Source organism: Streptococcus sp. SM5, assembly GCF_027497975.1.
This window is the reverse complement of sequence record NZ_JAJNSC010000009.1, coordinates 90,478-109,190: the sequence shown is the minus strand read 5'-3', so window position 1 is coordinate 109,190 and position 18,713 is coordinate 90,478. Positions and strand designations below refer to the sequence as shown.

The window sequence follows — 18,713 nt, the reverse complement described above, 5'->3', positions numbered from 1 at the left end:
GTTATTCAGCAAAAATCTTACTGATCACGATCATAGAATAGTTCATGTGATTTCAATCGTGAATTAAGCATTTCAGGAACTGTGACAAAGTGATATCCTTGCTCTTTTAGATAATCTATAATCTTTGGTAAAGCATTCACTGTTTCAGCATGAATATCATGCATTAAGATAATCGAACCATTACGAACTTGATGTTGAATCTCTGTCAAAATAGATGCTTCATTTTTACTCTTCCAGTCCAGACTATCCACATCCCACATAATAAAGCTCAAATCGAGGCTATTGCGAATGTCGTCTGTAATAGCTCCATAAGGGGGGCGCATAAGTTTGGAACTAGACCCCAACACTTTAGTTAGAGCATCCTCAGTATCAGTAATCTGTTTTTTAGCTTCGTCAAGTGAAAGTTTTGAAAGCACTGGATGACTCCAACTATGGTTTCCAATAACATGGCCATCCGATTTCATGCGTTTCAAAATCTCTTCATTTCCAGAAACATTCTTACCTAAAACAAAGAAAGTTGCCTTGATACCATACTTAGAAAGTGTATCTAATGCTTGATTTGTCGTCGCAGGATTTGGTCCATCATCAAAAGTTAAAGCTACTACTTTTTGATTTTTCTTTTCATAATAAGCCTTATAAAGTTCGGCATCCTTGTCTAATAAATAAGAGGATTGTACTACATCAAAGAAACTAGATACTGGTAAGGCAATATCATCTAGATTTTCAACTGACTGACTTGGATAAAGGATAATCTGACTATCCTTGTAATCAAAATTCCATGCAGACAAGTCTTGATCAGAGAAGCCTTTAACAACTTGATCAATCTTTTCTTGCTCCAATTTCTTATCCTGTAAGAAAGAGGTGATTTCTTTTAACAACTGCTCTTTGGCTTTACTAGGATCTGAAAATAATTGATCAAGTGTATAAGGTTTACCATCTTCTGTCAAATGGACTTTTGCCAGACTAGTTTTTTCAGTCTCTTCAACTTTTGACGAAGTTAAATCATAGACTTGTTTCATCACACTTCGGTTAACAATCCCTTTTAAAGTCGAATCCTGTTTCTCAGTATAATAAAAAACTAGATTTTCCTTGTCTTCCAGATTTTCCTTAATATCCTGTGTCATGATTTCTTTTACAGATGAAATCACTTGCTCCCCTTGGAGAGGATAATAGGCAATTACTTCGGCTTGTCCCTTACGAAAATGATCTTTCTGATTTCCCTCACTCAATTGATCATCTTTCTCTTTTTTGAGCGTTTCAATCCTTTGTTCAAAACTTTGCTTTGTATATATTTTGTATCCAATCATTGAACCAAGGACACAAATACTTACTGAAAAGATAGCTACTAGGGCTATTAAACCGATTCTCTTTTTATCGTGCTCAACACGATTTGCTCTACTTTTATCCATAGAAATATCATATCAAATTCAGGCTATAATTTCAATGAGAAATAAGTACTATTACTCGTTTTGAACAAAAAAATAGGCTCCATAATATCTATAGGGGGATTTACCCACTACAAATATTTTAGAGCCTTTTATTATGTTAGAAACGAATCGTCTCACGTGTTTTTTCGTATGAAGTGACAAAACGGTTGGTTACACCTGGTTCTGCAACTTCCAAAGCTTGCGAAATCTTATCAAATGAAGCATGATAATCAAATTCTTTTTCAAAAATTTCTAATGATTCATTAAAAGCTTCTTGAATTCGTTCATCAAATGAGCGGTAACGGTTCGAATACTGTAGCAATTGTTCTGTCAATGTTGCATATTGAACAATATTATAGGTTTCTTCTTCAAGTGCTTCCATATCATTGGTTGTAATTTCAAGCATACGGTTCACAGCTTCGATATTGACCCGAGCTTCTTCTAGTTCAGCCATCAACTCTTCAGTATGGTTACTTGCTGTAAAGAACAACTGTAAGAAATTCTGAGGAATACCTGGAAGATTGCGTTTTTCCATATATCTCTTAATCGTGTGAAGACGATTAACATAAACATTTGCCTTCTGGCGAGCATTGATATCATCTTTTTCAATCTGAGCAAGGCGTTGACTAACCGCAACTTGTTCATCTTCAATTTCCTTCAAAGTCGCTTGTAAGTTTTCCAAACGATCTTCAAGGAATGAATAAGGTTCAGAATGTTCCTCTTGTTCAGAAGTTAATTCCAATACAGATTCTTCTAAAGATTCTAACTCAGCTTGTAATCTATGAACATGACTAACATCCGTTTCAGATAGTAGGTAATTGTTACTCAATCGTTGAATATCTTCCACTAAAACAGCATTACTATCTTTCATGTGTTTCAAATATGTAGGAAGGGTTGCAACTAAGCCTTCTACTACTTTTTGAGCAGCAATTTCTCGTGTAAAGATATCATAGAGTGTATTGATTTCTTCTTGAACTTGAGTATTTTCATACTCAGCATTATCCAACTCTAATTGTGCAATATTTTCGTGGTTTTTCTTCAAAGCTTCATAAAGCAATTGGAAGCGAGATTCAATATCCGTTTCAGCAAAATGATAATTAGCATCTAAAAGTTTACGGTAACCGTCTTCCAAATCTTCCAATTGATCAGGTAGCTCTTTAGATAATGTTTTTACAATTGCTGGCAGGCGATCTACTATGTGACTCAAAGCCAAGATATGATTTTCAGCATTATCCAAAATCACAGCAGCTTCTACTGGGTCACCTGAAGTGTTCAAAGTAACAAACTGAGAAAACTCTGATTGGATATTTTCCAATTGTTTTTCGATTTCAGATAAACCTTGGCCATATTCTTCAGAATGATCAGCCACTCGGTGTTGCAACTCTTCAAACAAGTCCAAAGTATGAAGAACACGTCCACTATTTTTAGACTCTTGTTTCTCCAAATCTGCCAAAGCATTGCGAATTGCCGCAATATCTTCTTCAATCAAGGTAATTTGACTCTCGATTTGGTCTATTTGATGACTGGCCTTGAAAAAACGGAATGAGTTGTTATAGCCTTCTGCCTCAAAAAGATTATTTTCGATATCTGCAAAAGAGTTAAGAGATAGGTCAACCCATTTTTGGTTCCACTCACGGAAAGTCACTTGACTTTGTCCAATCAAGTGCATGTTTTTTACAGCTTCAACTTCATCGTTTACTGGAAGATTGTACAGCTCTTCTTTTTTCTCTTCTAAAATTGCTAATTTACTTTCATTGCGTTTCCGTACATAAATTGCTATAGCATATGAAATCAGCAATATAATTGCAATTGCAATTATAAGATATACTACTAGACTACCAGACATATTAAACTCCTTTTTTACTTGAAACAATCGTAATGATTATATCATATTTTTTAGACCAAGGGAACTACTTCTCCCGATTTTTTAGACATCAAGTGTACTATAGACGGCATTTTCTTCGATAAATTCACGACGAGGCTCTACTCGATCTCCCATTAACATATCAAAGATTTTATCTGCTTCAGCCGCATCATCCACAGAAACTCTAGCCATTAAGCGGTGTTCTGGATCCATGGTTGTTTCCCATAATTGATGGTCATCCATTTCACCTAACCCCTTATAACGCTGAATAGTTGGTTTAGCACGGCCTTCACTGTGACGAGCTAAGGCTTCTTGGAGTTTGATTTCTTGGTCTGCTCCTGGCTGGATATATTCTTTAATCTCACTTCCAACTTTGACACCATAGATTGGTGGTTGAGCGATATAAACATAACCAGCTTCTAGGATTGGTTTCATATAACGATAAATCAAGGTTAAAAGAAGGGTACGAATGTGGGCTCCATCGACATCGGCATCGGTCATCAAAACAAGTTTTTGGTAACGAGCTTTTGAAACATCAAATTCTGCACCAAATCCTGTTCCCATCGCTGTGAAAAGACTACGAATTTCTTCGTTAGCTAGAATCTTATCCATACTTGCCTTTTCAACGTTCAAAATCTTACCGCGGATTGGAAGAATTGCCTGAAATTCACGGTTACGACCAGATTTGGCTGACCCACCAGCTGAGTCTCCTTCGACGATGAAGAGTTCTGTTTCAGCAGGATTGTTAGAAGAGCAGTCTGCTAGTTTACCTGGAAGGTTGGAAATTTCCAAACCAGATTTTTTACGAGTGACTTCACGCGCACGCTTGGCAGCCACACGAGCTTTGGCAGCCAAAATTCCTTTTTCTACAATGCGTTTTGCAATTTGAGGATTCTCCATAAGGAAATCAGAGAAGGCATCACTGAAGAGACGATTGGTAATTTTGACCACTTCGCTATTCCCCAGTTTTGTCTTGGTCTGTCCTTCAAACTGTGGATTTGGGTGTTTAACCGAGATAACTGCAGTTAATCCTTCACGGACATCTTCCCCTGTCAGATTGTCTTCATTGTCTTTCAGTAACTTATTTTTACGAGCATAATCGTTGATAACACGTGTCAAGGCTGTACGGAAACCTTGTTCATGCGTTCCACCTTCATGGGTATGAATATTGTTGGCAAAACTCATGACGTTTTCATGGTAACCCGTTGTGTACTGCATGGCTACTTCAACTGTGATATCATCCATCTCACCATCTGTGTAGATTGGTGTATCAAAGATTACATCCTTGTTCTCATTGATATATTCAACGTAGCTAGCAATCCCACCTTCATAGTGGTAATGCTTAGTTTGTTCTAACCCCTCACGCTTATCTGTGATGGATATTTGAAGACCACGATTTAGAAAGGCCAACTCTTGAATCCGTTTATTTAATTTATCAAAATCAAAGGTTGTTGTTTCAGTGAAAATTTCTGGATCCGGTGTGAAGTGAACTGTTGTTCCCGTTTTATCCGTATCTCCAACCACCTCAAGGTCTGCGACAACATGACCACGACGGTACTCTTGGTAATGAATCTTCCCATTTTTGTGGACATGAACGTCTAGTTGAGTGGATAGGGCATTAACTACTGAAGACCCCACTCCGTGAAGACCACCTGAAACCTTGTATCCGCCACCGCCAAACTTTCCTCCAGCGTGAAGGACAGTAAAGACGGTCTCAACGGCAGGTCGACCTGTTTTTTCCTGAATATCGACTGGGATACCACGCCCATCATCGACAACAGTAATCGAATCATCTGGCTCAATAAAGACTTGAATATGGCTAGCAAATCCTGCCAAGGCTTCATCAATTGAGTTATCAACAATTTCCCAGACTAGATGGTGAAGACCTTCTTTTGAGGTCGATCCGATATACATCCCTGGACGCATACGAACAGCCTCTAAGCCCTCTAAAACTTGAATTTGACTGGCATCATAATCTTGTGCCTGCAGATTTTTAATTTCTTCTGTCATCTTATTCCTTTTTCTTACATGTCTAATACTTGTCTTAAATTCACGATACTGGTAAACAAGTGGGTATCGAGTCCAGCAGCTTGCCCTGCTTCGATATCAATCGGTCGATCACCAATGACAAGTCCTGAACTAATTTGATACTTTTCTCTTAAATAAATCATGGACTCAGGATCTGGTTTTCTCTTAAAGCCTGAGTTAGAAGTCACCACTTCTGTAAAATAAGCTGCTATAGAGGTTTTTTCTAAAATTTCCAAGACCTGATTATTTCGATGAGAAACCAAAAAATGACGGCCATCTTGATTTGAAATGTCTTCCAATAAACCAGAAACTCCATCAAATAAAATCGGATGTTCTAGCTCTCTGGCTTCATTTTCCTTGTACTTTTCTAAAAAATTCTCTAAGTTGGGAGCGAATATCTCAATCGCAAAATCAGTAGAAACCTTTAAAGCTTGGTAGACACTGTCATGGTCTTGTTTGATGCCATACAATGCCAATGTTTCAACAAAGGCAGCTGTTGAAGTTTCGTAATTATCCAGTAAAGTTCCACCTAAATCCCAGATATAATCGTGATATTTCATACCCTTCATTATAGCATTTTTTTATGAAAAAAGCGATGATTTCCTTGAGTTTTCCACATAAAAAATGCTCTATATTATTTGTAGTGGGTAAATCTATTATAAATACTATGAAACCTATTTTCTTGTAGAAAAAAGTTCCATATGACCCATAATGAAAAGCGACCAAACCATCATTAGAGAGAATCATATGGAACAATTATATTTTAACACAAAACTACTTTATATTAAAAATCCTAATATCCAATTTATGGATGTTATTAATAAGGGGGGTAACTTCTCAAAGTAAGTTCCACTTGACTGGTATTGAGCCTAGCTTTTCACTAATCTTCTCTTGAAAGTTTAAAATAGATTATAAAACCTTACTCAAGAAGTCTTTAGTCCGCTGTTCTTGGGTTTGTTCAAAAATCTGTTCGGGTGTTCCGTCTTCAACAACCACACCGTCTGCCATAAAGATGACACGGTCTGCCACCTCACGAGCAAATCCCATTTCATGTGTTACGATAACCATGGTCATTCCTGACTTGGCTAAGTCTTGCATAACAGCCAACACCTCTCCTACCATTTCAGGGTCCAGGGCTGAAGTTGGCTCGTCAAAGAGCAAGACATCAGGTTCCATAGCTAAACCACGCGCGATGGCAATCCGTTGTTGCTGGCCACCTGACAAACTCTGAGGGTAAGCATCTGCCTTATCTAGTAAACCAACTTTTTCCAAAAGTTCCTTAGCTCTCTTCTCTGCAACTTCCTTACTTTCACCTTTAGTCTTGATAGGAGACAAGGTGATATTTTCCATCACAGTCATATTAGGAAAGAGATTAAATTGTTGGAAAACCATCCCCATCTTCTCACGCATGGCAAAGAGGTCATTCTTCTTGTCCGTAATATCAACTCCCTCAAAGAGAACCTTCCCTTTGGTTGCTTCTTCCAACAAATTCATAGAGCGAAGCAAGGTAGATTTACCGCTCCCTGAAGGACCGATGATAACGACAACTTCTCCTCTTTTAATCTCGAGGTTGATGCCCTTCAATACTTCATTCTTTCCAAAGGATTTATGTAAATTTTCAATTTTTATTAAGGTTTCTGTCATTATTTTTTATCTCCTTGTCCCATACGTTTTTCAAAAGCTTTCAAGGCTACTGTCAAAATAGAGGTCATGATCAAGTAGTAAAAGGCTGCAAATAAAAGTGGTGTTAAAGGTAGATAGGTTGTTGTAGAAACTGTTGTAGCTCCATTCCACAACTCCATAACACCTATAGCTGATAAGAGGGAACTATCCTTGATAATAGTGATAAATTCGTTCCCCAATGCTGGCAAAATATTTTTGATTGCTTGTGGCAAAATCACATAGCGCATAGCATTTTTAGGACGAATCCCTAAAGAATAAGCCGCTTCTAACTGCCCCTTAGGAACCGCATTAATCCCAGCACGAACAGTCTCAGAAACATAAGCACCACTGTTCATAGAGATAATCAAAATCCCTGGAATCAGACGGGAAAGGTCAACACCTAAAATTCCAACCTGAATAGTCGGAGCATTGATGTGCATAAGGGCAAAGGCAATCATAATCTGAACCATCATCGGTGTCCCACGGAAAATCCAAACGTACAAGTTGGCGAGCCAAACAAACGGTTTAAACTTTGAACGTTGCCCAAAAGCCAAGACAACACCCAAAATAGTTCCCAAAAAGACAACACAGATAGAAATGAGAACCGTCACGACAGCCCCATAGTTAAAATAAGGTAAATACTTAGGTAAGAAAGAAAAATTCATAGTCACACTGCTTTCTAAAATAGAATACTGTATGATTATAACATGGAATGAATTAAAATTCAAATCTTTTGTCTAATTTATTCAAAAAATCTTTAAGCTGGTAGAATTAGCGAGAAATCTTAGTTTTTTCTAGGCAAGTTGGCCTCCTTTATGGTAAAATAGTAACGATAAGAAATGAAGGAGAATCAAAATGGAATCACATTTGGTTAGAATCATCAACCGCCTTGAAGCAATGGCTAAAGACGGCGGAAATTTAAAACGTAATTTTGAACGCGAAGGAGTTGTTGTTGCAGAAGTTGCATACAGCCACGACGAAGAAAACGGCTCAATCTTTACCCTTCGTGATGTCGAAGCTCGCGAAACTTATACGTTTGACAGCATTGACTTGATTGCAATGGAGATTTACGAACTCCTTTACTAATACAAAACAAGCTGGGTTACACCCTGCATGTCTAACCAAAATCCTTTTTGTCTCACAAATAGGATTTTTTTATTCCCTAAAATCACAAAAATTTTCCTTGTAACAACTTCTCAAAGCTGCAATCTTTTTACTTGCTTTACACCCCAATCCTGTTATAATGAGAGTATAGAAATTTGACTATTTTTGACCTTTAAACAGGTCAGGCTAAAGAAAGAAATGAGGTAGATGTATGCTTTGTCAAAACTGTAAAATCAATGACTCAACAATTCATCTTTATACCAATCTCAATGGAAAGCAAAAACAAATTGACCTCTGTCAAAACTGCTATAAGATTATCAAGACAGATCCCAACGATAGCCTCTTTAAAGGTATGACGGATCTAAACAATCGTGACTTTGATCCCTTTGGTGATTTCTTCAATGACCTAAACAATTTTAGACCTTCTAACAACACTCCTCCGACTCCCCCAACCCAATCAGGTGGAGGTTACGGTGGAAACGGCGGTTATGGTTCCCAAAATCGTGGACCTGCTCAAACTCCTCCACCAAGCCAAGAAAAAGGCCTGCTGGAAGAATTTGGTATCAACGTAACTGAAATTGCCCGTCGCGGAGATATAGATCCCGTTATTGGACGCGATGATGAGATTATCCGTGTCATTGAGATTCTCAATCGCAGAACCAAGAATAATCCTGTTCTTATCGGTGAACCTGGTGTTGGAAAAACTGCCGTTGTCGAAGGTCTAGCTCAGAAAATCGTTGATGGCGACGTTCCACATAAACTCCAAGGTAAACAAGTCATCCGTCTGGATGTGGTTAGCTTGGTTCAAGGAACGGGTATTCGAGGACAATTTGAAGAACGCATGCAAAAGCTCATGGAAGAAATTCGAAAACGTGAAGACATTATTCTCTTTATCGATGAAATCCATGAAATTGTTGGTGCTGGTTCTGCGGGCGATGGCAATATGGATGCAGGAAATATCCTCAAGCCCGCCCTTGCTCGTGGGGAACTGCAACTGGTCGGTGCAACTACACTCAATGAATACCGTATCATTGAAAAGGATGCTGCCCTAGAACGTCGTATGCAGCCTGTTAAGGTCGATGAACCAACGGTGGAAGAAACAATCACTATCCTCAAAGGCATTCAAAAGAAATACGAAGACTACCACCACGTTCAGTATACCGATGCTGCAATTGAAGCAGCTGCAACTCTTTCCAATCGTTACATCCAAGATCGCTTCTTACCTGACAAGGCCATTGACCTCCTAGATGAAGCGGGTTCTAAGATGAATTTGACCTTGAATTTTGTAGACCCTAAAGTGATTGATCAGCGCTTGATTGAGGCTGAAAATCTCAAATCTCAAGCTACACGAGAAGAAGATTTTGAGAAAGCTGCCTACTTCCGTGACCAGATTACCAAGTATAAGGAAATGCAAAAGAAAAAGGTCACAGACCAAGATACTCCTATCATCAGTGAGAAAACCATTGAGCACATTATCGAGCAGAAAACCAATATCCCTGTTGGTGATTTAAAAGAGAAAGAACAATCTCAACTCATCCATCTAGCCGAAGATCTCAAGTCTCATGTTATTGGCCAAGATGATGCGGTCGATAAGATTGCCAAAGCTATTCGCCGTAATCGTGTTGGACTCGGTACGCCTAACCGTCCTATTGGAAGCTTCCTCTTTGTTGGGCCAACTGGTGTCGGTAAGACGGAACTTTCCAAACAACTAGCTATCGAACTCTTTGGTTCTGCTGACAGTATGATTCGCTTTGATATGAGTGAATATATGGAAAAACACAGCGTGGCTAAATTGGTCGGTGCCCCTCCAGGTTATGTTGGCTATGATGAGGCTGGGCAATTAACGGAAAAAGTTCGTCGCAATCCATATTCACTTATTCTCTTGGATGAAGTAGAGAAAGCCCATCCAGATGTTATGCACATGTTCCTTCAAGTCTTGGACGATGGTCGTTTGACAGATGGACAAGGACGTACCGTTAGTTTCAAGGATGCCATCATCATCATGACTTCAAATGCAGGTACAGGTAAGGCCGAAGCCAGCGTTGGATTTGGGGCTGCTAGAGAAGGACGTACCAACTCTGTTCTCGGTGAACTCGGTAACTTCTTTAGCCCAGAGTTTATGAACCGTTTTGATGGTATTATCGAATTTAAGGCTCTCAGCAAGGATAACCTCCTTCAGATTGTCGAGCTGATGCTAGCAGACGTTAACAAGCGCCTTTCTAGCAACAACATTCATTTGGATGTAACTGACAAGGTCAAAGAAAAATTAGTTGACCTCGGTTATGATCCAAAAATGGGAGCACGCCCACTTCGTCGTACTATTCAAGACTATATTGAGGACGCCATCACTGACTACTACCTTGAAAATCCAAGCGAAAAAGAACTCAAGGCAGTTATGACCAGCAAGGGAAACATTCAAATTAAGTCTGCCAAAAAAGCTGAAGTTAAAACTTCTGAAAAAGAAGTATAAATCCTATAGAAAAGGAGTAGAAAATGAAAATTTTCTGCTCCTTTTTACTAAAATAACTATAAATTCTTGACAGCTCAGCCTTTGTCCATTAAGATAATAATAAAGATAATAGATAATGAGGAAAATGCAATGGCAAATCCAACTTTCGGAGAAAAAAAAGCGAATACAGACTATGTTGCTCGTTACGGTGTATATGCAGTAATTCCAGACGCTGAACAAAAACAAATTGTTCTTGTTCAAGCACCTAATGGGGCTTGGTTCTTACCAGGTGGCGAAATTGAAGCGGGTGAAAACCATCAGGAAGCCCTAAAACGTGAGTTGATTGAAGAACTTGGATTTACAGCTGAAATTGGTACCTATTACGGACAAGCTGATGAATATTTCTACTCTCGTCACCGTGATACCTACTACTACAATCCTGCCTACCTCTATGAAGCGACTTCTTTCAAAGAAGTACAAAAACCACTAGAAGACTTTAATCATATTGCCTGGTTCCCTATTGACGAGGCTATTGAAAATCTCAAACGTGGTAGCCATAAATGGGCCATCCAATCTTGGAAAAAACAGCATAAGATTGACTAAATCAAGCTACTTTATTTAAAAAGTGCTATAATAGAATTAGAAAATCGGAGGAAATGTTATGAAGCTAATCAATACGACAAACTCACACTCGCAACTTGTAAAAAGCCAGCTAGAAAGTACAGATGCAACCCTTGTTGAGGTCTATTCTGCAGGTAATACCGATGTTATTTTTACCCAAGCTCCGCTTCACTATGAAATCCTCATCTCAAACAAACACCGCGCTATCCGCGAACCTGAAATCGAAGCTATTCAAGAATTTTTCTTGAAACGTAAAATTGATAAGGACTCTATTGATGAGGCCAATATCAAAACCCTCTATTCAGAAAAATTAATTGGAATTTCGATTCCAACCAAATAAAATCTTGGAGAGATTAGAAAATGCTTTAAACCTTATGGAACAAAATTGGGTTTATTTAGCTTTTTAAATCATCTCCAATTTTTTATCTTGAAATCCTATCATACACAATTTTATAGGTAACAAAGGAGACAAGCATGGGAGACATGATATATCGAGAGGCAAGACTTGAAGAATACGAAAAAATTGGAAAACTATTAGCCAATTCCTTTCTTGACTATCCCTTTTTAACGATTATAAGGGATGATTTAAAGAAACCTGATTATTATCCTAATTTTGTAGAAACATTACAAACAATGCTTACCAGAGTCTATATTAAAAAAGGAAACTGTTTAGTTGCGGAACAAGATGGAGAATTACGTGCAGTCGCCCTTTTGCAACAAAAGGATTTCTGCATACTATCCTATCTACAAAATGGCGGAACAAACATTTTTCGCTACATTCGACCACGAAATCTTTTTAAATACTTTGACTTTGTAAAACGTTCCAAAAAGCACTTAGAACAATCAGGAGAGTTTGATTGGTATTTAATGGCCTTAGCTGTCAATGTAGCAAATAAAGGGCAGGGAATAGGTAGTACATTTTTGAAACAAGGAATTGAACCCTATGTCAGATCAAAAGGCTGTAAGCACTTGGGTCTCATTACCAACACAGCAATCAATGCCTCATTCTACGGAAAAAACGATTATGTATTACTGGACTATATTGACTTAGAATACGGATCAAAATCAATTGGTAACTGGGCATTTTTAAAAACAATGAATTAATTATAATAGGCCAGCAATTTACAAATCCTATTTAAATAAGGATAACTTATATTTATAAAAACCAACGTTCAAAACGTTGGTTTTCTTATCTATTTTACTGCTGCTTTCAAAGCATCTACCTTATCGAGACGTTCCCATGGAAGGTCAATATCTGTACGTCCCATATGTCCATAAGCCGCTGTTTGACGGTAAATTGGACGTTTAAGATCCAACATTTGGATAATTCCTGCAGGGCGAAGGTCAAAGATTTGACGTGCTGCTTTTTCAAGTTTGCTTTCAGCTACTATTCCAGTACCGAAGGTATCGATACGAACAGAAACAGGCTGGGCAACACCGATAGCATAGGCCAATTGCACTTCTGCCTTCTTAGCAAGGCCTGCTGCAACGATATTCTTGGCAATATAACGAGCCGCATAAGAGGCTGAACGGTCCACCTTAGTCGCATCCTTACCAGAGAAGGCACCACCGCCGTGACGAGAGTAGCCACCATATGTATCTACGATAATCTTACGACCAGTCAAACCTGAGTCCCCTTGAGGTCCACCGATTACAAAACGACCAGTAGGATTGATGAAGAATTTTGTTTGCTCATCCAAGTAAGAGGCTGGAATAACCTCTTTAATGACCTTGTTAATCACATCATTATGAATTTGTTCGTTGCTGACTTCTGGATCGTGCTGAGTTGAAATAACAACTGTGTCCACACGTACTGGACGGTCATTTTCATCATACTCAACAGTAACTTGTGATTTAGCATCTGGGCGAAGATAGCTGATTTCCCCAGACTTACGAAGTTCTGACAGACGACGAACCAATTTATGACTGAGTGAGATTGGCAATGGCATGAGCTCTTCTGTTTCATCCACTGCAAATCCAAACATGAGCCCTTGGTCACCAGCGCCAATCAGGTCAAGCGGATCTTGGTCTGCATTCCCACGAACCTCCAAGGCTTCGTTAACACCTTGAGCAATGTCAGGAGATTGTTCCACCAAAGATGGATGTACTCCTACAGTCTCAGCAGAAAAACCATATTCTGTATTGGTGTAGCCAATCTCTGCAATAGTGTCACGAACCACACGGTTAATATCCACATAAGCATTTGTAGATATTTCACCAAAAACATGGACGGAACCAGTATATACAGCTGTCTCAGCAGCAACGTGCGCCTCTGGATCCTTAGCTAAAATAGCATCCAAAATCGCATCTGAAATTTGGTCTGCAATCTTATCCGGATGCCCCTCAGATACAGATTCAGACGTGAATAATTTACGTTCTGACATAAAAATGTCCCCCCTTAAAAATAGTGTTATAGAGTTACAAAGTACTGATAGGTATTTCTATAGTCTAAGAGTTACGACGCGAAAGAAATAAAAACGATAATTTTTTATTTCTGAAGCTAGTAAGGCGCATAGGGTGACCGCATTATAGCGGCAACCGTATGGAGCCGTCAGTCTTTGCAAATTACAAAGTACTGATAGGAAAACTCTTCGCGATAAATGCCTACCATCTTATCGGGACTATATAACTCTATCATTATACCATTTTTTAGCGCAATTTGCAGTCTTTAATGTAGTGTTTCTGTTTAGATAGTTCGTTCTCATAAATAAAAAAAAATTGGAGCTCAGTACTCCAACTTTTTCTATTAAAATGTTTGGCGTTTTGCTTTACGCTCTGCACGACCGCGAGCACGATTTTCAGCGCGCTTGGTCTTGCGGCGTTTTTCATCAACCGCCCATTTAATTTTTTTCTTATAACCTGGTTTGACTTTTTTCTTTTTCTTTTTAACCAAACCAATCATTTCGATATCAAGTTTATCTTGTTTTTTCTCACGGTTGGCACGACGATCACGGTCATAAGTATCTTGAAATTCCCCGTCTTTGACCATCTTAGGAGTAAACTTGATTCCCAATTTCTCCAACTCACGGATATCCGAGTCATCACTTGGCTGATAAAGGGTAATAGCTGTACCTGGTAGGCCATTTCGTCCAGTTCGACCAACACGGTGCACGAAGAAGGATAAGTCTTGCGGAATGGCATCATTGATGACATGACTAACACCTTCAATATCAATCCCACGCGCCGCCAAGTCGGTTGCGACAATATACTCAAAATCCAGATTTTTCACCTGATTCATGATACGCTTGCGCTCACGAGGGGCAATATCTCCATGAATCTTGGCAACTTTCAAACCTTGAGCAGTCAGATATGAATGCAATTCATCTGCACGCGTTTTAGTGTTAACAAAAATCATTGCTAAATATGGTTGCATCAACTGAGTCAACTGGTAAATTTGAGCATTCTTATCTCGGCCTTTGGTCGAAATCAACCAATTATCAATGGTATCAGAAATGACCGTTTTGGTCTTGATTTTCTCCATAACAGGATTTGATAAGTATTTTTTCAAGAATGGTTGCAACTTTTGTGGGATAGTCGCTGAGAAGACCATGAATTGTAGGTCTTTTGGAAGGCTACCAGCAATCTTATCAACAGTTTCTAAAAATCCCATATCCAAGGTCATATCTGCCTCATCGACCACAAAGGTCTTGGCCTTGTGAATAGCTAAATCACCAGATTTAACCAAGTCATAGATACGGCCTGGCGTACCAATAACAATATGAGGTTGGTTACTTGCTAATTTCTCAATCTGGCGAGCCTTATCTGTCCCCCCCACATAATTAACCACACGAACTTCCACCTCTGAGTGGGCTGCAATCTGACGAGCTGCTTGGTAAATCTGAGTAGCCAACTCACGGCTCGGTGCCGTAATCACCGCCTGTACACTATCACTAGCTTCATCTAGTTGCTGGAAAATCGGTAACAAGAATGTATGAGTCTTACCTGAACCTGTTTTTGATTCACCGACTAGGTCACGACCTGCCAAAACAATCGGAATCAACTTATCTTGCACCTCTGTTGGAGTTGTAAATTTTAACTCCTCCAAGGCTTCTCTAATATAGTTTTTAAATTTAAATTTCGTAAATGACATAATATCCTCGATTCTATCTATCTTATCAATTATACCATATTTTATTCTATTTCAGTAGCTTCACTTATTTAAGCTATTTCCAGTAGCATCTCTAGTCAGAAAAAGGCTGGAATTTCATGATTCCAACCTCTTTTCATACTCAATGAAAATCAAAGAGCAAACTAGGAAACTAGCCGCAGGTTGCTCAAAACAGTGTTTTGAGGTTGCAGATAGAACTGACGAAGTCAGTAACATCTATACGGCAAGGCGACGTTGACGTGGTTTGAATTTGATTTTCAAAGAGTATCAGTTATTATTTCCAGTTTAAAATAGCACTCAAGCCATAGTGATCACTAACTTGTGGACTCTTGTTGCCATCAAATACGACATGTAAATTTTCCACCGCTAACTCTTTGGTAGTAAAAACATAGTCGATTCGAAGGGGTTCTGTGTTCCCCTTCCAGCCATCAATTTCTGGTGGAACAGTATAGCTACCACTTTTCTCTTTAGCAACTTCAAATGCGTCTTGTAAGCCTAATGGACTAGCTAAAATAGCTTGGTAGCCTTCCTGACCTGCTGGATTGTTGAAATCTCCAGCAAGCAAAAGTGGCTTGTTCAATTCTTTCAAGACAGCCTCAAATCGTGCCCATTCTTCTTGGAAACCTTTATCCCACCAAGAAAGGTGGACACTGGCAACTGCAAGTTCATTACCATCGACTACAGTTTCAGCTAGAGCGACACGGCGAGTATGATAGTCTGTTGGATCATCCACATCTGAAACCAAAATTTCTCTTGCTTCAATAGGTGTTTTAGACAAGATAGCCACACCTTCATGGTAGCGGTCATAACCAATATGGTTATAGGCCCAAGTCCAGTAGTAATCTTTCCCTTGCTCTGACAACTTTTCAACCAAAAGTCTAACATAATGATCTTTATGAATCGGCTCAGCTGCTGGTAAAGCTTGATAGAGATCATTAACTTCTACCTTAGGCGAGGTGATTACCTGATTGATTTCTTGGAAACAAATCAAATCATAATCTTTATCAAGAATATCTTCAAGCAAAAGCTGGAATTTTTCCTCGGCTTCTTTTTCCATCCAGCTATGAGTATTGAGTGTTAAAAATTTCATGCTTTTCTCCTAAAACAAGAGGTTGGAAAACAGCTTCCAACCTCAAGTGTATTACAATTCTACTTTAGCAACTGCTGTTTTAGCTGCAAGAGAACCTGTTTGTTCTAATTTAACTGATTTAATAGCTTCAGCATTTGTGAAGACAACCACTGTTGAAGTTTCACGACCTGCTGCACGGATAGCATCCAAGTCAGCTGTGACAAGAAGATCACCTGCTGCAACTTTTTGCCCTTCAGCTACATGAACAGTAAATGGTTTTCCTTCAAGACTTACTGTGTCCAAACCAATGTGAACAAGTACTTCAAGACCCGCTTCAGTCACAAGACCAAGAGCATGTTTTGTAGGGAAGATGCTTGATACAGTACCTGAAACTGGAGATACAATGTTTCCATTTGCAGGTTCTACAGCAAATCCGTCACCCATCATTTTTTGAGCAAATACTGGATCTTTTACTTGTTCCAAAGCAACAACTTGTCCGTCAGCTACTGAGTAAACTTCCTCAGTAAGACCTTTGAATTGAACAGTGTTTTGTTGCGCTTCTGTCATTTGAGTTGGAAGAGTTTCAGGAATGATTTCACCTGAATCAAGGATATCTTGGATATCAGATTTCAATACGTCCGCTTTTGGACCGTAGATAGCTTGAACTCCTTGTCCTTTCATGACAAGACCCATAGCTCCTTCTGCTTTCCATTGTTCTGCATCACCGACTTTGTCAGCATCTTTTACAGTTACACGAAGACGAGTCATACATGCATCAACATCAACGATGTTTGCACGTCCACCAAGAAGGTTGATAATATTTACAGCTTGAGAACCTGCTGCAACTTTCACTTCGCTGCTAGCTTCTTCTGAACCTTCAGCAGTTTCGTAATTTCCGTTACGTCCTGGAGTTGCGTAGTTGAATTTTTGAATCATGAAGTTTGCGATAAAGTACATGATTACGGCAAAGAGAACAGTTACCCAGATAAAGTTAACGATATCCATACCAATACCAGCATTAATTGCTAGTGGTGTACGAGTCAAGAATTCAATTGAACCGAATGAGTGGACACGTAGGTTTACTACGTCAGCCATAGCGAAGGCAGCACCTTGAACAAGTGAGTAAACAAGATACATAGGTGTTGCTACAAACATGAACATGTATTCGATTGGTTCAGTAACCCCTGTCAAGAATGTTGCAAGAGCTGTCGCAATCATCATACCTTTATATTGATGTTTCTTATCAGCATCGACATTACGGTAGATAGCAACGATCATACCCATCAAGATACCGAATGAACCGATCATTTGTCCAACTTTGAAACGAGCTGGGTGAACAGTATCTAACAATTGTTGGTAGTGACTTGCATCTGTACCTTTAAGGTTAACAAGGTCTGTTACCCATGCAAGCCATAGTGGGTCTTGACCAAATACTTGAGTACCTTTAGCTGCACCAGTTAAAATGTCATAAGTACCACCAAGAGCTGTGTAGTTCATTGGGATAGTCAACATATGGTGAAGACCAAATGGCAAGAGCAAACGTTCCAAAGTACCATACAAGAATGGTGCAAGGATTGGAGCAGTTTCTTGTGAGTTGGCAATCCAGATACCAAAGCTATTGATACCTGTTTGAACTACTGGCCAGAAGGCAGCAAGTAGAATTGCAGCGATTGCTGAACGAAGAATAACTACAAATGGTACGAAACGTTTCCCGTTGAAGAATGAAAGTGCATCAGGAAGTTTACGGAAGTTGTAGTATTTATTGTAAGCAGTTGCCCCTACAAAACCTGAGATAATCCCTACAAACACACCCATGTTCAATGCTGGAGCTTCAAGAACACTGATGAAGTAATCAGCAACTTTGATTGAACCACCAAAGAGAGTTGTGACCATAGCATCTGGATTTTTCAACATATCTCCTGATACACCAAAGATTGTACCAGTGATACGGTTAATCAAGATGAAGGCAAGACCAGCGGCGAAAGCACCACCAGCACGTTCTTTAGCCCAGCTTCCTCCAATTGCTAGGGCAAACAAAATGTGAAGGTTACCGATAACCCCCCAACCAATTTGCTCAAGAATTCCACCAGTAACTACAAGTGGTGCAAAAGTTGGGTTAATCATTACGATAGACTTACCGATTGAAATCATCAAACCAGCAGCCGGCATAACCGCGATAACCACCATCAAAGCCTTACCGAATTTTTGCCAAAACTCGAAAGACAAGACATTTTTGAATGTATCTTTCATCATTCAAATCTCCTTTATTTTTATTTAGGCAAACGTTTTACGAAAACGTTTGCACTTAACTATGTATTAATTATACCACTTTAATTTTTTTTGTAAAGGCTTTTATAAAAAAAAGTAGACTTTTTCTAAAA

Annotated in this window: 15 protein-coding genes; 5 read left to right on the top strand and 10 right to left on the bottom strand. The window is 39.0% G+C overall.

Annotation, left to right across the window (positions count from 1 at the left end; genetic code table 11):
- Nucleotides 1-17: 17 nt before the first annotated feature.
- The 6 genes from pgdA to PAN07_RS08595 form a co-directional block, all read right to left on the bottom strand.
- The gene (pgdA, locus tag PAN07_RS08620) at nucleotides 18-1,409 is read right to left on the bottom strand and encodes a peptidoglycan-N-acetylglucosamine deacetylase PgdA (RefSeq protein ID WP_269797699.1); all 1,392 of its coding nucleotides are present in this window, start codon (nucleotides 1,407-1,409) and stop codon (nucleotides 18-20) included.
- Between the two features lie 136 nt (nucleotides 1,410-1,545).
- Complete coding sequence (ezrA, locus tag PAN07_RS08615) at nucleotides 1,546-3,273, bottom strand: septation ring formation regulator EzrA (RefSeq protein ID WP_084863109.1); 1,728 nt, start codon at nucleotides 3,271-3,273, stop codon at nucleotides 1,546-1,548.
- A gap of 81 nt (nucleotides 3,274-3,354) precedes the next feature.
- Nucleotides 3,355-5,301 (bottom strand): DNA topoisomerase (ATP-hydrolyzing) subunit B, encoded by a 1,947-nt coding sequence (gene gyrB / locus PAN07_RS08610; protein WP_000134040.1) that lies wholly within the window; start codon nucleotides 5,299-5,301, stop codon nucleotides 3,355-3,357.
- Nucleotides 5,302-5,315: 14 nt separating this feature from the next.
- Nucleotides 5,316-5,879 (bottom strand): HAD family hydrolase, encoded by a 564-nt coding sequence (locus PAN07_RS08605; RefSeq protein ID WP_064276973.1) that lies wholly within the window; start codon nucleotides 5,877-5,879, stop codon nucleotides 5,316-5,318.
- A 349-nt stretch (nucleotides 5,880-6,228) separates the two neighbouring features.
- Nucleotides 6,229-6,963, bottom strand: a complete 735-nt coding sequence (locus PAN07_RS08600; RefSeq protein WP_269797698.1) for an amino acid ABC transporter ATP-binding protein — start codon at nucleotides 6,961-6,963, stop codon at nucleotides 6,229-6,231.
- Nucleotides 6,963-7,646, bottom strand: a complete 684-nt coding sequence (locus tag PAN07_RS08595) for an amino acid ABC transporter permease (RefSeq protein WP_033686685.1) — start codon at nucleotides 7,644-7,646, stop codon at nucleotides 6,963-6,965. Before PAN07_RS08595 ends, PAN07_RS08600 begins: the two co-directional genes overlap by 1 nt.
- Before the next feature lie 190 nt (nucleotides 7,647-7,836).
- Between PAN07_RS08595 and PAN07_RS08590 the strand changes: the two genes are divergently transcribed.
- From PAN07_RS08590 to PAN07_RS08570, 5 genes are all read left to right on the top strand, one after another.
- Complete coding sequence (locus PAN07_RS08590) at nucleotides 7,837-8,067, top strand: DUF1797 family protein (RefSeq protein WP_000443570.1); 231 nt, start codon at nucleotides 7,837-7,839, stop codon at nucleotides 8,065-8,067.
- A 229-nt stretch (nucleotides 8,068-8,296) separates the two neighbouring features.
- Nucleotides 8,297-10,555: an ATP-dependent Clp protease ATP-binding subunit gene (locus PAN07_RS08585; protein ID WP_084863106.1), complete on the top strand. Its 2,259-nt coding sequence runs from the start codon at nucleotides 8,297-8,299 to the stop codon at nucleotides 10,553-10,555.
- A gap of 129 nt (nucleotides 10,556-10,684) precedes the next feature.
- Nucleotides 10,685-11,137 carry an NUDIX hydrolase gene (locus tag PAN07_RS08580; protein ID WP_000013079.1) on the top strand — a complete coding sequence of 151 codons (453 nt, stop codon included), beginning with the start codon at nucleotides 10,685-10,687 and terminating at the stop codon, nucleotides 11,135-11,137.
- 58 nt (nucleotides 11,138-11,195) lie between these two features.
- Entirely contained in the window at nucleotides 11,196-11,495 is a 300-nt protein-coding gene (locus PAN07_RS08575; RefSeq protein WP_000767189.1) for a DUF1827 family protein, read from the top strand.
- A 134-nt stretch (nucleotides 11,496-11,629) separates the two neighbouring features.
- On the top strand, nucleotides 11,630-12,259 hold the full coding sequence (locus PAN07_RS08570) for a GNAT family N-acetyltransferase (protein WP_084863104.1): 630 nt from the start codon (nucleotides 11,630-11,632) through the stop codon (nucleotides 12,257-12,259).
- 89 nt (nucleotides 12,260-12,348) lie between these two features.
- Here PAN07_RS08570 and metK read toward each other — a convergent pair whose 3' ends face one another.
- The 4 genes from metK to PAN07_RS08550 form a co-directional block, all read right to left on the bottom strand.
- On the bottom strand, nucleotides 12,349-13,539 hold the full coding sequence (metK, locus tag PAN07_RS08565; RefSeq protein WP_084863102.1) for a methionine adenosyltransferase: 1,191 nt from the start codon (nucleotides 13,537-13,539) through the stop codon (nucleotides 12,349-12,351).
- 362 nt (nucleotides 13,540-13,901) lie between these two features.
- Nucleotides 13,902-15,245: a DEAD/DEAH box helicase gene (locus tag PAN07_RS08560; RefSeq protein ID WP_269797697.1), complete on the bottom strand. Its 1,344-nt coding sequence runs from the start codon at nucleotides 15,243-15,245 to the stop codon at nucleotides 13,902-13,904.
- Between the two features lie 292 nt (nucleotides 15,246-15,537).
- Nucleotides 15,538-16,353 (bottom strand): endonuclease/exonuclease/phosphatase family protein, encoded by an 816-nt coding sequence (locus PAN07_RS08555; protein WP_115904785.1) that lies wholly within the window; start codon nucleotides 16,351-16,353, stop codon nucleotides 15,538-15,540.
- 51 nt (nucleotides 16,354-16,404) lie between these two features.
- A complete protein-coding gene (locus tag PAN07_RS08550) occupies nucleotides 16,405-18,585 on the bottom strand; it encodes a PTS transporter subunit IIBC (protein WP_269797696.1) in 2,181 nt (726 codons plus the stop codon).
- Nucleotides 18,586-18,713 lie beyond the last annotated feature (128 nt).

Coding starts and splice junctions, on each gene's coding strand:
- PAN07_RS08555 (WP_115904785.1), bottom strand. CDS start 16,353: ATGAAATTTTTAACACTCAATACTCATAGCTGGATGGAAAAAGAAGCC.
- PAN07_RS08580 (WP_000013079.1), top strand. CDS start 10,685: ATGGCAAATCCAACTTTCGGAGAAAAAAAAGCGAATACAGACTATGTT.
- PAN07_RS08585 (WP_084863106.1), top strand. CDS start 8,297: ATGCTTTGTCAAAACTGTAAAATCAATGACTCAACAATTCATCTTTAT.
- PAN07_RS08550 (WP_269797696.1), bottom strand. CDS start 18,585: ATGATGAAAGATACATTCAAAAATGTCTTGTCTTTCGAGTTTTGGCAA.
- PAN07_RS08605 (WP_064276973.1), bottom strand. CDS start 5,879: ATGAAATATCACGATTATATCTGGGATTTAGGTGGAACTTTACTGGAT.
- PAN07_RS08570 (WP_084863104.1), top strand. CDS start 11,630: ATGGGAGACATGATATATCGAGAGGCAAGACTTGAAGAATACGAAAAA.
- PAN07_RS08560 (WP_269797697.1), bottom strand. CDS start 15,245: ATGTCATTTACGAAATTTAAATTTAAAAACTATATTAGAGAAGCCTTG.
- PAN07_RS08590 (WP_000443570.1), top strand. CDS start 7,837: ATGGAATCACATTTGGTTAGAATCATCAACCGCCTTGAAGCAATGGCT.
- pgdA (WP_269797699.1), bottom strand. CDS start 1,409: ATGGATAAAAGTAGAGCAAATCGTGTTGAGCACGATAAAAAGAGAATC.
- ezrA (WP_084863109.1), bottom strand. CDS start 3,273: ATGTCTGGTAGTCTAGTAGTATATCTTATAATTGCAATTGCAATTATA.
- metK (WP_084863102.1), bottom strand. CDS start 13,539: ATGTCAGAACGTAAATTATTCACGTCTGAATCTGTATCTGAGGGGCAT.
- PAN07_RS08575 (WP_000767189.1), top strand. CDS start 11,196: ATGAAGCTAATCAATACGACAAACTCACACTCGCAACTTGTAAAAAGC.
- PAN07_RS08600 (WP_269797698.1), bottom strand. CDS start 6,963: ATGACAGAAACCTTAATAAAAATTGAAAATTTACATAAATCCTTTGGA.
- gyrB (WP_000134040.1), bottom strand. CDS start 5,301: ATGACAGAAGAAATTAAAAATCTGCAGGCACAAGATTATGATGCCAGT.
- PAN07_RS08595 (WP_033686685.1), bottom strand. CDS start 7,646: ATGAATTTTTCTTTCTTACCTAAGTATTTACCTTATTTTAACTATGGG.